The organism is Algibacter marinivivus (assembly GCF_003143755.1).
GTDB classification, from domain to species: Bacteria; Bacteroidota; Bacteroidia; order Flavobacteriales; family Flavobacteriaceae; genus Algibacter_B; species Algibacter_B marinivivus.
The window spans coordinates 142,425-156,746 of the sequence record NZ_QFRI01000004.1 but is presented as its reverse complement, the minus strand read 5'-3'; the positions used below and the strand labels follow the sequence as shown (position 1 = coordinate 156,746).

Sequence of the window (14,322 nt, the reverse complement as noted above, 5' to 3'; positions counted from 1 at the left end):
ATGAAAGAAACGCTAGTCCGATCACTTTCTGGTTTAATCTATGTTACATTATTACTTATTTGCATTTGCTTTGAACAAGCTTTATTAGCACTTTTCTTTGTATTTGGGCTAATTTGCATTGGAGAATTCAAAAAATTAATTCAACTAAAAAGTAATATTCCATATTTAATTTTCATTTTACTTTATGCTATTTTCGGTTATTGGCAAACGGTTTTAAACACTAATATTGGATTAAACGAAGCCACTCAAATCTTAATGGTGCTATCCATTTTTGTAGAGTTATTTTTAATAAAAGATTTGTTTTCCAGTAAAACCATCCCTTTGTTTGCAACAAAACGATTTTTGTTAACTACATTTTATTTGTCCAGCGCTTTTGTCTTTTTAATTTTAATTGCTAATTATTATCAAGATTATAATCCAAATATATTACTAGGCGCATTTATTCTAGTTTGGGTAAACGATTCTTTTGCCTATTTAGTTGGAAAAAACTTTGGCAAACAAAAACTGTTTGAAATTATTTCGCCTAAAAAAACAGTAGAAGGTTTTCTAGGTGGTTTATTCTTCTCATGCATAGCAAGTTATTTTATAGCTACCTTTACTGATACTCTAAATTTTACAAGCTGGTTAATTTTAAGTATCATAATTAGTGTTTTTGGCACATTAGGAGACCTTATTGAGTCAAAATTTAAAAGACAGGCAAAAGTTAAAGATAGTGGTGTAATTATGCCTGGTCATGGAGGTCTATTAGATAGACTAGATAGTATTATTTTTGCAGCACCATTTATATATTTATTTTTAAGAATTTTAAATTATGTTTCATAAAGAAGGCCATAAAATCATAATTATAACACTTGTTATTGTTGTTGGATGTTTTTTGTTAGTTGATAGTTTTATTGATGTAACTTGGATAAGAACCATAGTCATGATAGTTCTATTAGCTTTCTTGATTTTGATATTACAATTTTTCAGAAACCCTAAGCGAAATACTAACTTAAATGACAACCAAGTTATATCTCCTGTAGATGGCAAAGTTGTAGTTATTGAAGAAGTTTTTGAAAAAGAATATTTTAATGAAAAACGCTTACAAGTTAGTGTGTTTATGTCGCCTCTTAATGTTCATGTAACACGTTATCCAATTGGTGGCAATGTTGTTTTTAGTAAATATCATCCTGGAAAGTATTTAGTAGCATGGCATCCTAAAGCCAGTGAAGAAAATGAGCGTACAACCGTTGTTGTTGAAAATGAAACTTATGGTAAAGTATTGCATAGGCAAATTGCTGGAGCATTAGCAAAACGTATTGTAAACTATGCTAAAGTTGAAGATAAAGCTATACAAGGTGGAGAATCTGGTTTTATAAAATTTGGGTCTAGAGTAGATTTATTTTTACCCTTAGACACTAAAATAAAAGTAGTTTTAAATCAAAAAGTTAAAGGTGGCGAAAGTATTATTGCTGAAAATTAATGAGTGATAAGCAATTAGATATAGAATTTCAACAAGCTGTCGATCGTGTAAATGCATACACAGATCCATTTCCTGCTGATACTCTTTTAAAACTTTATGCTTACTATAAGAAAGCGACTAATAATTACAATAAACCAAGAGGAAAAAAAGCTATAATTAATGCTTTTAAAACCAATGCTTTATTTCAAGTTAAAAATATTACTGAAGATGAAGCTAAACAAGAATATATTGATTTGGTTAATAATTATTTCTTATACAGGGAGTAACTATTAAATACTAAACTAAAAGTTTATAAATAAAAAAGTTTCAAATAATTTGAAGCTTTTTTTTATGATTTATACTTTTTAATTCAAACTAGCTAAACTAGCCTTCAAAGTTTCAATTTTAGCCAAAGCATCTGCTTCTTTTTTCTTTTCGCTAGCCACAACTTGTTCTGGAGCTCCTGCAACAAAACGCTCGTTAGAAAGTTTCTTTTGTACAGATTTTAAAAAGCCTTCAGTATAATTTAATTCCTCCGTAAGCTTTTTAATTTCAGCTTCAACATCAATAGCTCCAACCATAGGAATAAAATATTCGTTTGATTTTACTCTGAATGTTAATGCGCCTTCAATAGCTTCAGAAGTATTCTCAATACTTTCAAGGTTACCTAATTTAGAAATAACACCGTTAAAAGTAGTATTCGCTTTTTCATTATTAATCACTGAAAAACCAATAGCATCTTTAAAAGCAATGTTTTTTTGCTTTCGGATGTTTCTGATTCCCGAAATAACTTCTGATGCAAAATCAAACTCTGCTATTAAATCTTCATTTATAGTTTTAGTTTCTGGCCATTTAGCAACAATTAAAGCTTCATCTGGAGTTCTTTCAGAAATAAACTGCCAAATTTCTTCTGATAAAAATGGCATAAAAGGGTGTAAAACTTTAAGATTATTCTCTAAAGCTTCAATAACCGCTTTATAGGTTTTTACATCAATAGGCTTTTGATAAGCAGGCTTAATAATTTCTAATAACCATGATGAAAAATCGTCCATGATTAATTTGTAAATAGCCATCAACGCATCACTTAACCTATATTTACCAAAATGATCTTCAATTTCAACTAAAGCTTTTTGGAATTTAGATTCGTACCACTCTAAACCTATCTTTGCTGTTTCAGGTTGTGGAATAGTTTCGTCTATTTCCCATCCTTGAATTAACCTAAACGCATTCCATATTTTGTTTCCAAAACCTTTTCCTTGTTGACAAAGGGCTTCATCAAACATTAAATCGTTTCCAGCAGCAGAACTCAGCAATAAACCAACACGCACACCATCTGCACCGTATTCTTCAATAAGCTTTAAAGCATCAGGAGAATTACCTAATGATTTACTCATTTTTCGGCGTTGCTTATCACGAACTAAGCCTGTTAAATATACATTTTCAAAAGGTTTTTCGTCTTTATACTCATACCCTGCAATAATCATTCGTGCCACCCAAAAGAAAAGAATATCTGGACCAGTAACCAAATCATTGGTTGGGTAATAGTATTTTATCTCCTCATTTTCAGGATTACGAATCCCATCAAATACACTCATTGGCCACAACCATGATGAAAACCAAGTATCTAGAGCGTCTTTATCTTGTTTTAAATCAGAGGTTTCTAGTTTTGAATTTGAAGTTGCTTCTCTTGCTTTTAAAAGCGCTTCTTCTATATTTTCAGCAACTACAAAATCCTCTTTCCCATCGCCATAGTAATATGCAGGGATTTGTTGTCCCCACATTAATTGACGAGAGATATTCCAATCACGAATATTTTCCATCCAATGACGATAGGTATTCTCAAATTTCTTTGGAAACAGCTTAATATCATCATCTTCTAAAACAGACTTAATGGCAGGTTTTACTAAATCCTCCATTTTAAGAAACCATTGATCACTTAATCGAGGCTCTATAACAGCCTTAGTTCTTTCAGAAGCACCTACTTTATTGGTGTGAATTTCAGTTTTAACCAAAACACCATTTGCTTCTAATTCCTTTGAAATTTCCTTTCTTACAACAAACCGATCTTTTCCTTCATAATGCAAGCCAAAACTATTTAAAGATGCGTCTTCATTAAAGATATCAATAACTTCTAGTTTATGTTTATCACCAAGGTTCTTATCATTTTCATCGTGTGCAGGCGTTACTTTTAAACATCCTGTTCCAAATTCTACATCAACGTATTCATCTTCAATAATAGGAATTACACGATTACAAATAGGTACAATAGCTTTCTTTCCACGTAAATGAGAAAAACGCTCATCATTGGGATTTATGCAAATTGCGGTATCTCCAAAAATTGTTTCAGGACGTGTGGTAGCAATAGTTAAAGTATCATCGCTTCCTTCTATTTTATATTCTAAATAATATAAATTTCCTTGGCGTTCTTCATGAATAACTTCTTCATCAGAAAGTGTTGTTTTTGCCTCTGGATCCCAGTTTACCATCCTGTAACCTCTATAAATCAAGCCTTTTTCATATAAATCAACAAAAACCTTGATTACAGCTTCACTCATATCATCGTCCATTGTGAATTTGGTTCTATCCCAATCACATGAACAACCCAATTTTTTCAATTGTTCTAAAATAACACCTCCGTATTCTTCAGTCCAATCCCAAGCATGTTTTAAAAACTCATCACGTGACAAATCATTTTTATCTATTCCTTGCTCCTTTAATTTTGCAACCACCTTAGCTTCAGTTGCAATAGAAGCATGATCTGTTCCCGGTACCCAACAGGCATTTTTACCTAATAAACGTGCACGACGAATTAAAACATCTTGTATGGTATTGTTAAGCATATGCCCCATGTGTAATACTCCAGTTACGTTTGGAGGTGGTATAACTATGGTGTAAGGCTCTCTTTCATCTGGTGTTGAATGAAAATAATTATGTTTCATCCAGTAGTCGTACCACTTACTTTCTACCTGACTTGCATCATATTTTGAAGGTATTTGCATGCTTTGGAATAGTTTTTGAATAATGATTTGCAAAAGTACTTATATTTCTTTTTTCTACAAAAGCTATAAAGGTTTATAAAACACATAGAAATAAGCATTTTTGAAGAAAGTTAAAGAAAACCATACGTACTTTTAACCGAGTTGAATATGTTAATATCCCTGCATTACGTCTATTATTTTTGTAGGTTGTGGAAAAAGTAACTATGTTTGACTTGAAAAAGAATGAATTTAGTAACAATCCTTGATTAAAGAAATTAGGATTAAATAAAGAGAATTAAGAACAATAAAAATAAAATCATGAAACAATTAATTACAATTTTATTTGTTGGTTTAATCAGTTTTTCTGTCAATGCTCAAGCGAAAATTGAATTTAAAGCTGAAACTATTGATTATGGAACTATAGAAAAAGGCGCTAACGGTGTTAGAGTTTTTGAGTTTACAAATACTGGTGATGAGCCTTTAATTATCTCTAAAGTATCTTCAAGTTGTGGATGTACAATTCCAAAAAAACCGAAAGACCCTATTATGCCCGGTGAAACTGGAGAAATAGAGGTGAAATATGACACTAAAAGAGTAAATCCTATTAGAAAAACAATTACAGTTATGTCTAATGCAGAAACTCCAACTGTAGCTTTAAAAATTAAAGGTTTAGTAATAGACCCTAGTAAAGTAAGTGTGTTAGACAAAAAAGAGAAAAGTGTAATGCAACAATAGTTTTACTACAATACTTATAAAAATATAAGGCTTGAACTAATTGTTCAGGCCTTTTTTTTAAAAGGGATTTTTTAAAAGAAAACTGTAACTTAAAACCATACCTGCTCTATCAATACTCAGTTTTATCTTTTTCCCATCATGAGCATAAAACATTTGGGTTATTTGCTGTAAATTATATTGATGTGTTTGTTTACCATTAATACTCAAAATAACATCACCGATTTTTAAACCAGCTTCTTCTGCTGGGGAATCTTTTCTCAATTCAACTATAGCATAAGCAGGCTTTAATGATATTTTGTACTGAGGATCTAAAATTATACTATTATTACTTGTTTGAGAATTACTTTTTGTTTTCAAAGTATTCTTTATTTGCCTAACTACCCTTATTCCATCATGCGCAAGCTCTATCCCGCTTTTATTATAACTAAACTGTTCTTTAAAATAACTGTTCTTACTTAGAGTCATTACTGCTTTCTTATAATCAAAAATAATATTAAACCGTTTTAAAATATTACCTGCAATACTTCCGTTTCTATTTTTAATTTGAGCTGCAAATAATACATTTTCAGCATTTGGATATGCTACATTGGCATTCTCAAGCACAAAACTTTTAAGAAAAAAATTTTGAACTTTTGATCTTTTCCCATAAACACTGCCATTCAGCCCATGACCAAGAAAATCATTAAAAAACTTTTTACCAGATTTTATATCCAAAGAGTCATTTTCAAATAACCATAAAGCATCACTGCCACCAGAATCAATCAATAATTTAACAGGAATTGTTTTGTTCTCAATTTCAACCATTACATTTACATATGGTTTTCCATTATAGAATTCTAAATTAAACCTTTCACACTTCTTACATGGTTTATATTTAAACCTTTTGGGCTCAGTAAGTCTTAAGTATCCCGTTGAATAATTTATTTCAACTATAAAATCTTTAAATATATCTAAGCCTATAATTCCGTGAATAGGAATACCTAATCTAGGAGTGAAATTCAAATTATTATTAAATACTGCATACAAATCTTGATTCAATTTTATAGCATCACCTATTTTAAAAATATTGTTGGCTGACTTAAGAGCCTCAACAGATTCCCCTCCTCCAAGTCCTCTTAATTGTATAGTTTCTGTATCCTTTATCTGCAATGTATCAGATACATTTAAAAAATTAAAAATAATAGGTTTACTAACTCCAGTATCAAGTAAGAAGGATAAGGTAACTCCGTTAATATCTACAGGAATAACAATTAAATTGTTTATTAATTTGAATCTTATCTTGTCAGATTGTTTTTTATTTTGAATAACAAATTTATCTTGACAAAACCCAAAATGACTCAAACAGATAAAAAGAAATATGAAAGAAAACCGTTTATTCATTTAAACTAACCCCTTAATTGAATAATCAATTTACAATTCTTTGTTTTATATAATTCATTTAGCTCAATATTTTAAAAAAACTTTAAGATAATTTTCTCAACTTTGTAGCTTAAACAGTTATTAATGCCGTCAATTTCTAAAAAAGGGTATAATATGCCTGCTTCCCCTATAAGGAAACTTGTTCCGTATGCAGAACAAGCTATTGAAAATGGGAAAAGTATCTATTATCTTAATATTGGACAACCTGATATAAAGACTCCTAAAGTTGCTTTAGAAGCTGTTAAACAAAATGATGTAGAAATTTTATCTTACTCTAGATCTGAAGGCTCAGATACATACAGAAAAAAATTAGCTAAGTATTACAACAATCACAATATAAAAGTTTCGCACAAAGACATAATTGTAACTACTGGTGCAAGTGAAGCTCTACTTTTTCTATTTAGCAGCATTATGGATCCTGATGACGAAGTGATAATTTCTGAGCCATTTTATGCTAACTATATAGCTTTTTCTACTGCTTCTGGCGTAAAAGTAGTGCCAGCTGTTTGTGACATAGATGATAATTTTGCGTTACCTTCTATTGAATCTTTTGAGAAATTAATCACTCCAAAAACTAAGGCTATTCTAATTTGTAACCCGGGTAATCCAACAGGCTATTTATATTCAAAAGAAGAAATTGATAAGCTTGCTTCTATCGCCATTAAACATGATTTGTTTTTAGTAGCAGATGAAGTTTATCGAGAATTTGTTTATGATGGTCATAAACATTACTCAATTATGCAAGTTGATGGTATTGATCAGCATGCAGTAATTATTGATTCTGTTTCAAAGCGTTATAGCATGTGTGGAGCTCGTGTGGGCTGTTTAGTTTCAAAAAACAAAACCGTTATGCAAACGGTACTTAAATTTGCTCAAGCAAGATTAAGCCCTCCAACTTATGCCCAAATAGCAAGTGAGGCTGCTTTAGATACACCCCAAAGTTATTTTGATGATGTAATTGAAGAATATGTAGATAGAAGAAATACCTTAATAGCTGAATTAAAGAAAATTGATGGAATTAAAGTCGCTAAGCCAAAAGGGGCTTTTTATTGTATTGTTGAATTACCAGTAAAAAATTCTGATAATTTTGCGCAATGGCTTTTAGAACACTTTGATGTTGATAATGAAACTATTATGGTTGCTCCAGCTGGTGGATTTTATTCAACTCCTGGTATAGGTTTAAACCAAATAAGAATAGCTTACGTACTTAATAAAGAAAGCTTGGTAAAAGCTGTACATATTTTAAAAGAAGCTTTAAAAGTTTATAAAGATTAGTGCAAATTCAAGAAAACATATCCTTAAAACCTTACAATACATTTGGTATTGATGCTAAGGCAAAACATTTTGTTTCAATTAGCAATATTAGTGATTTAAAGGCAGTTTTATCATTAGAATCATACCCAAACAAACTTATTTTAGGTGGAGGCAGCAATATGCTACTCACCAAAGATTTTGATGGACTTGTTATTCATATAGACCTAAAAGGAATAGAGATAATTTCTGAAGAAGATAACACTGTTATTGTTAAAGCTAATGCTGGTGAAAACTGGCACGATTTTGTGCTTTGGTGTATTGCTAACAATTTTGGTGGAATTGAAAATTTATCTTTAATCCCTGGAAATGTTGGTACTGCTCCTATTCAAAATATTGGTGCTTATGGCATTGAATTAAAAGATGTATTTGAATCTTGTGAAGCTTTATCTATTGATACAAAACAATTCCAATCATTTTCTAAATCGGATTGTAATTTTGGTTATAGAAATTCCATTTTCAAACAGGATGCAAAAGGAAAATTTATTATTACAAGTGTTTGTTTTAAACTTTCAAAAGGCAAACATAAACTAAGCATTAATTATGGCGCTATCACTTCTCATTTAGAAGTTATGGAAGTTACCAACCCAACCATACAAGATATTTCTAAAGCGGTTATAAGCATCAGAGAAAGCAAATTACCTAATCCAAAAAAGATTGGTAATAGTGGTAGTTTTTTTAAAAATCCTGTAATTCCAAAAACACATTTTAATTCACTTAAAGAAAATTTTGAAGATATTCCAAGTTACCCAGTTTCTGAAGATACTGTAAAAGTCCCAGCAGGTTGGTTAATTGAAAAAGCAGGTTTTAAAGGCAAACGTTTTGGTAATTATGGTGTGCATAGAAACCAAGCTTTGGTACTTGTAAATTATGGAGGTGCTAAAGGAGAAGACATTCTTAATCTTTCTAAATTAATTCAGAAAACGGTAAATCGTCTTTTTGGAATTTCAATTGAAGCTGAAGTAAATATCCTATAATCTAAATTAAATATCTAACTTTGGTAAAACAATTACAACCAAAAAACAATTAAAAAACTAACCTAATTTGATTTCACCAATAGAAAAGCAAATAGTTAATTTATTACAAAATAGCGATAAAAAAGCTATAAGTCTTCTTTATGAAAACTATGCTGACTCATTATTTGGTGTTATTAAAAAAGTAATTATTGATGATGATACTGCTCATGATGTACTTCAAGAAACTTTTGTAAAGATTTGGAGGTATGCAAAAAAATACGACTCTAGTAAAGCAAAATTATTCACTTGGTTATATAGAATAGCATACAATACAGCTATTGATAAAGTACGTTCTCAAAAAAATAAAATTAAGAATGAAGTCCAAATGGAAACTTCATCCGTATATAAAGTAACATCCAACGAACTAAATCAGGATGTTTTAGATATAAAAAAACATCTAAGTAGTTTAGATGAAAAGTATCAAATAGTAATTAATGCACTCTTTTTTGAGGGCATGACGCAGCAAGAAGCTAGCGATGAATTAGATATTCCGTTAGGAACAATAAAATCAAGATTAAAAATAGGATTACGTGAATTGAAAAAAATTTACGACCCTCAATAAAAAAAGTCATGAATGAAAAAATAACTACTTTTTTAAATTCTGGCCTCTTAGATAAATATCTATTAGGTAACACTTCTACTGAAGAAACAGTAATGGTGGAATCTTATATAGCAAGACACCCAGAAATCGAAAACACCTACAACACCATGCAACACAACCTTGAAGTGGTTGCTAAAGCTAATGCTGTAGAAGCGCCTAAAAGCATCTTAAATAATATTTTAGATGAACTTGATGATGCACCAGTTGTTAAATTAAAAGCTCCGAATAAATACAAGAAATGGTATAAGTTTAGTATTGCAGCTAGTATTGCGGCATTAATATTTGCTGGGACTTCTGCATATTTTTATGATCAAAATCAAAAATTGCAGAGTGATACTGTAGTAATTGATGAAGAGATTGAAGATTTGCGAAGTGATATTGCTCAAAATAACATAATGCTTGATAAAGTTATGAGGCAACTTTTAAAGCTTAATAATCCTGAAACTGAGAAATACATCATTAAAGGTAATGAACGTGCAAAAGACTTAAAAACAGTTGCATATATTAACCCAAAAGAAAAAACATCTATGATTGATGTAGTTTCTTTACCAGAATTACCAGAAGAACAATGCTACCAAATTTGGGCAGAGTTACAAGGTAAGATGGTTAACCTAGGTATTTTAGATAAAGCCGACAGACAACTTAGAAACATCCCTTATATGGAAGATGCTCTTGCTTTAAGCATTACTATTGAGCCTAAAGGCGGTAATGCTATTGCATCTATACAAAACTCAGTAGCACAAATTAGTTTACAATAATTTACAATTTACTTTGAACATAAAAGCCTCATTTTACTTAGTAAAATGAGGCTTTTAAATTTTGAAAAGTAGCTATAATTACTCTTTATCAAATAGCGCTTTATGAATAAATCCAGCAACTATAGCACCAGCAATAGGTGCTACCCAAAAAAGCCATAGTTGTCCTGTAAATTCTCCTCCAGCAAATAATGCTTGACTAGTTGAACGCGCAGGATTAACTGATGTATTAGTTATTGGAATACTTATTAAGTGTATTAAAGTTAACCCCAAACCAATAGCAATAGGAGCAAATCCTTTTGGTGCTCTAGAATTAGTACTTCCTAATATAATTAACAAGAAAAACATAGTTAATAAGAACTCTGCAATTAATGCTGCCGTCATAGAATATCCATCTGGTGATAAATCTCCGTATCCATTGGCAGCAAAACCTCCAATAGTAACAAAATCAGCTTTATTTGTTAGAATTAAATATAAAGCCCCAGCAGCAGCAACTGCACCAACTAATTGAGCAATGATATAACCTAGTAAATCTTTGGCTTCAAACTTTCCTCCTGCCCATAAACCTAATGAAACAGCTGGATTAAAATGTCCTCCAGAAATATGTCCAACAGCATAAGCCATAGTTAAAACGGTAAGACCAAAGGCTAATGATACGCCTACAAATCCAATTCCTAAATCTGGGTAACCGGCAGCAAAAACAGCACTACCACAACCTCCGAAAACAAGCCAAAAGGTTCCAAAAAACTCTGCGAATAATTTTTTCATAATAAAATAAATTTTTAATCGGTTAGTATTTAAATGTACAAATAATTAATAATTAGACACTAAACCCTAAAATAGTCACATAAGTTTCTGTGAGGTTTCCTCTTAAATTTATGAACTAAAGTCATATCTTTGCATAAATATTTACAATCTTTCGATGAAACTTTTTTTAATAACTATTGTACTTTTAGGATTAGGAATAGCGGGTATTGCTATTAAAATTTGGGCTAAAAAAGACGGTAAGTTTGCAGGAACTTGCGCTAGCCAAAACCCTATGCTTAATAAAGAAGGGGAATCTTGTGGTTTTTGCGGAAAAACACCTGATCAATTTGCAGATTGTAACGAAACTCAACATTCTTAAGACTTCATGGGGTTTCTTGATTTTGTTTTCTACGGATTTATTGCTGTAGTAATTATTCAAGTCATTTTTTATGTTTTCATCTTTGGAAGGTTTGCTTTTTTAAAACAAAAAAAAGCTACTCCAAAAAATATAGCCATTTCTGTTATTGTTTGTGCCAAAAATGAAGCTAAAAACCTAAAGACATTTCTTCCATATGTAATTGAACAAGATTATCCAAATTTTGAAATTGTTCTGATTAATGATGCTTCAAATGATGACACTTTGGATGTTATAAATGATTTTTCAAAACTACATGACAATATAAAAGTTGTAAACGTTAAAGGTATTGAAGCCTTTTGGGGAAATAAAAAATATGCTTTAACCCTAGGCATAAAAGCTGCAAAACACGATTTTTTATTATTTACCGATGCTGATTGCAAACCACTTTCAAAACATTGGATAAAAACAATGAGCAGTCATTTTAGCAATAAAAAAACTATTGTTTTAGGCTATGGTGCGTATTCAAAAATTAAAAAATCATTTTTAAACAAACTAATTCGTTTTGAAACTCTAATAACTGCAGTTAACTATTTTTCTTTTGCTAAATTAGGATTACCATACATGGGTGTTGGGAGAAATTTAGCTTATACAAGAAAAGAGTTTTTTGATGCCAACGGTTTTATAAATCATATAAAAGTACGTTCTGGGGATGATGATTTATTTATAAATCAAATAGCAACTAAAAAAAATACAGCTGTTTGTTATTCAAAAAACAGTTTTACAGAATCTACTCCTAAAACCACTTTTGAAGAATGGTTTAAGCAAAAAAGACGTCATGTTTCAACAGCAAAACATTATAAAATGAAACATAAAGTGCTACTTGCACTGTTATATGCTTCAAATTTATTGTTCTGGTTATTTGCTCTAATACTTTTTATTCCAATATTTAAATGGGAAATCGTATTAGTTTTTTTCCTTATTAGAATTGTATTACAGTATACAATACTAGGAATATCATCAAAAAAATTAAATGAATTTGACTTATTAATCTTCCTTCCTTTTTTAGAAATTTTTCTAATTATTTCGCAATTGACTATCTTTATAAACAATCTCATTTCAAAACCCAACCATTGGAAATAGAGGAAGCTATTAAGCGTGCTAAAAAAAACAACCAAAAAGCATTTAATTATTTATTAGATACTTTTTGGGATAATGTGTATGGTTTTCAATTAAAACGTACTCATAATGAGAATGACGCTGAAGATATTACCATTCAAACTTTTTCTAAAGCATTTGATAAAATTGATACTTTTGATGAAAGCTTAAACTTTAAAACGTGGCTAATCACTATTTCAAAAAATATTCATATTGATTTATTAAGAAAAGAAAAAAACTCTATTAATCAAGTTATATCAAAAGATGAACGAGAGGTTTTTGAAGTTTTAGATGAATCACCCTCAGCTGAAGATAAATTAATTACAGAGCAACATTTAGCCAAACTACTGCGAGACATTAAAAAACTAAAACCTCATTACCAAGAGGTTATAAACTTACGTTACTTCCAAGAGTTGAGTTATAAGGAAATTTCTAAGGAACTTGATGAGCCTATGAACAACATTAAAGTAAAATTACTTAGAGCAAAAAAGTTATTGGCTGAAATTATTAAACAAAAATAAATGAGTTTTAAACTTAAAAACCTTGGTCCAGGCTTACTTTTTGCTGGAGCATCAATAGGTGTCTCACATTTAGTACAATCTACAAGAGCTGGTGCAGACTTTGGTTTGGGCTTAATTTGGGCTTTACTTTTAATTAATTTATTTAAATACCCCTTTTTTCAATACGGTCCTAGATATGCTTCTGCAACAGGAGAAAGCCTTCTTGAAGGCTATAAAAAACTTGGTAAAGGTGTTTTAATGACCTACTATATTATAACATTAGCAACTATGTTTACCATTCAAACGGCAGTTACTATTGTTACAGCTGGTTTAGCATCCACCTTATTTGGAGAGTTTTTAACTTTTGAAATTGGAAATAGAGTCATTAAAAGTATTGAAATTTGGACTATCATTATTACTTTTATTTGTTTATCCTTATTGTTAATTGGTAAGTTTAAATTATTAGATAAGCTGATGAAGGTTATCATTATAGTATTAACAGTTAGCACAATATTAGCTGTAAGTATGGCGCTATTAAACAATTCTGATCCTATTAGTTTTAAACAAATACTTCCAGAAAACAGTATTGAAATTGCATTTTTAATTGCCTTTATGGGATGGATGCCTTCACCCCTAGACCTTTCTGTAATTCATTCGCTTTGGGTTGTAGAAAAGAAAAAAGAGCTAAAAGTATTTAGTACAAAATCAGCCATATTTGATTTTAATGTAGGCTATATAAGTACTATTATATTAGGTATAGGCTTTTTACTTTTAGGAGCCTTAATAATGTTTAACAGTGGGGAATCTTTTAGCCATTCGGCTGGTAAATTTGCAAATCAGTTAATTAACATGTATAAAACAAGCTTAGGCAATTTTAATTTGGCATATATTATTATTGGCATTGCAGCATTTACAACCATGTTTAGTACTACATTAACAACACTTGATGCTAACCCTAGGGCCATGGCAAAAACTACAAAATTACTTTTTAATAAATCTTCAAAATTTGGTTACATTTTTTGGATTGCTTTATTAGCAATAGGTACCATATTTATTTTTATATTTTTAGCTTCAGAAATGGGACTTTTAATTAAAATAGCAACTATATTATCATTTTTAACCGCACCTTTTTATGCTATTATAAATTACATCCTTATTTCAAGTAAACACACGCCTAAAGCATGGCGTCCATCAAAACAATTACATATTTTAAGCTGGTTAGGTATAGCCTTTTTAATAGGGGTTAGTGTTTGGTTTCTTACAACGCTTTAAAATGTATTACTAGGTTTATTTCTTTTACATAAAG

General features: G+C 30.4%; 15 protein-coding genes. 12 read left to right on the top strand and 3 right to left on the bottom strand.

Translation table 11 applies throughout. The features are described from left to right. From DIS18_RS13790 to DIS18_RS13780, 3 genes are read left to right on the top strand one after another with little or no spacing between them, the layout of a single operon-like run. Positions 1-822, top strand: a complete 822-nt coding sequence (locus DIS18_RS13790) for a phosphatidate cytidylyltransferase (protein WP_109353670.1) — start codon at positions 1-3, stop codon at positions 820-822. Then, on the top strand, positions 812-1,462 hold the full coding sequence (locus tag DIS18_RS13785; RefSeq protein ID WP_109353669.1) for a phosphatidylserine decarboxylase family protein: 651 nt from the start codon (positions 812-814) through the stop codon (positions 1,460-1,462). The genes DIS18_RS13790 and DIS18_RS13785 overlap by 11 nt, the downstream gene beginning before the upstream one ends. Beyond that, positions 1,462-1,728: an acyl-CoA-binding protein gene (locus DIS18_RS13780; protein WP_109353668.1), complete on the top strand. Its 267-nt coding sequence runs from the start codon at positions 1,462-1,464 to the stop codon at positions 1,726-1,728. Before DIS18_RS13785 ends, DIS18_RS13780 begins: the two co-directional genes overlap by 1 nt. Before the next feature lie 78 nt (positions 1,729-1,806). On the opposite strand, the gene DIS18_RS13775 is transcribed toward DIS18_RS13780, so the two are convergent. Then, complete coding sequence (locus tag DIS18_RS13775) at positions 1,807-4,440, bottom strand: valine--tRNA ligase (protein WP_109353667.1); 2,634 nt, start codon at positions 4,438-4,440, stop codon at positions 1,807-1,809. A gap of 297 nt (positions 4,441-4,737) precedes the next feature. Here DIS18_RS13775 and DIS18_RS13770 point away from each other — a divergent pair, with 297 nt between their 5' ends. Beyond that, positions 4,738-5,154: a DUF1573 domain-containing protein gene (locus DIS18_RS13770; protein WP_109353666.1), complete on the top strand. Its 417-nt coding sequence runs from the start codon at positions 4,738-4,740 to the stop codon at positions 5,152-5,154. 57 nt (positions 5,155-5,211) lie between these two features. Here DIS18_RS13770 and DIS18_RS13765 read toward each other — a convergent pair whose 3' ends face one another. Further along, positions 5,212-6,534 carry a PDZ domain-containing protein gene (locus DIS18_RS13765; RefSeq protein WP_109353665.1) on the bottom strand — a complete coding sequence of 441 codons (1,323 nt, stop codon included), beginning with the start codon at positions 6,532-6,534 and terminating at the stop codon, positions 5,212-5,214. Between the two features lie 123 nt (positions 6,535-6,657). On the opposite strand from DIS18_RS13765, the gene DIS18_RS13760 reads away from it, so the two are divergent. The 4 genes from DIS18_RS13760 (at position 6,658) to DIS18_RS13745 (ending at position 10,259) form a co-directional block, all read left to right on the top strand. Then, positions 6,658-7,848 (top strand): pyridoxal phosphate-dependent aminotransferase, encoded by a 1,191-nt coding sequence (locus DIS18_RS13760; protein WP_109353664.1) that lies wholly within the window; start codon positions 6,658-6,660, stop codon positions 7,846-7,848. Then, positions 7,848-8,861, top strand: a complete 1,014-nt coding sequence (murB, locus tag DIS18_RS13755) for a UDP-N-acetylmuramate dehydrogenase (protein WP_109353663.1) — start codon at positions 7,848-7,850, stop codon at positions 8,859-8,861. Before DIS18_RS13760 ends, murB begins: the two co-directional genes overlap by 1 nt. A 67-nt stretch (positions 8,862-8,928) precedes the next feature. Beyond that, positions 8,929-9,462 carry an RNA polymerase sigma factor gene (locus DIS18_RS13750; protein WP_109353662.1) on the top strand — a complete coding sequence of 178 codons (534 nt, stop codon included), beginning with the start codon at positions 8,929-8,931 and terminating at the stop codon, positions 9,460-9,462. Between the two features lie 8 nt (positions 9,463-9,470). Continuing rightward, on the top strand, positions 9,471-10,259 hold the full coding sequence (locus DIS18_RS13745; RefSeq protein ID WP_109353661.1) for an anti-sigma factor: 789 nt from the start codon (positions 9,471-9,473) through the stop codon (positions 10,257-10,259). 78 nt (positions 10,260-10,337) lie between these two features. On the opposite strand, the gene aqpZ is transcribed toward DIS18_RS13745, so the two are convergent. After that, positions 10,338-11,024, bottom strand: a complete 687-nt coding sequence (gene aqpZ, locus DIS18_RS13740; protein WP_109353660.1) for an aquaporin Z — start codon at positions 11,022-11,024, stop codon at positions 10,338-10,340. Between the two features lie 154 nt (positions 11,025-11,178). Between aqpZ and DIS18_RS13735 the strand changes: the two genes are divergently transcribed. From DIS18_RS13735 to DIS18_RS13720, 4 genes are read left to right on the top strand one after another with little or no spacing between them, the layout of a single operon-like run. Beyond that, positions 11,179-11,382, top strand: coding sequence for a membrane or secreted protein (locus DIS18_RS13735; protein ID WP_109353659.1), 204 nt, complete (start codon positions 11,179-11,181; stop codon positions 11,380-11,382). 6 nt (positions 11,383-11,388) lie between these two features. Continuing rightward, positions 11,389-12,501: a glycosyltransferase gene (locus DIS18_RS13730; protein WP_109353658.1), complete on the top strand. Its 1,113-nt coding sequence runs from the start codon at positions 11,389-11,391 to the stop codon at positions 12,499-12,501. After that, the gene (locus DIS18_RS13725) at positions 12,492-13,037 is read left to right on the top strand and encodes an RNA polymerase sigma factor (RefSeq protein ID WP_109353657.1); all 546 of its coding nucleotides are present in this window, start codon (positions 12,492-12,494) and stop codon (positions 13,035-13,037) included. Before DIS18_RS13730 ends, DIS18_RS13725 begins: the two co-directional genes overlap by 10 nt. Then, positions 13,038-14,288: an NRAMP family divalent metal transporter gene (locus DIS18_RS13720; protein WP_109353656.1), complete on the top strand. Its 1,251-nt coding sequence runs from the start codon at positions 13,038-13,040 to the stop codon at positions 14,286-14,288. Positions 14,289-14,322 lie beyond the last annotated feature (34 nt).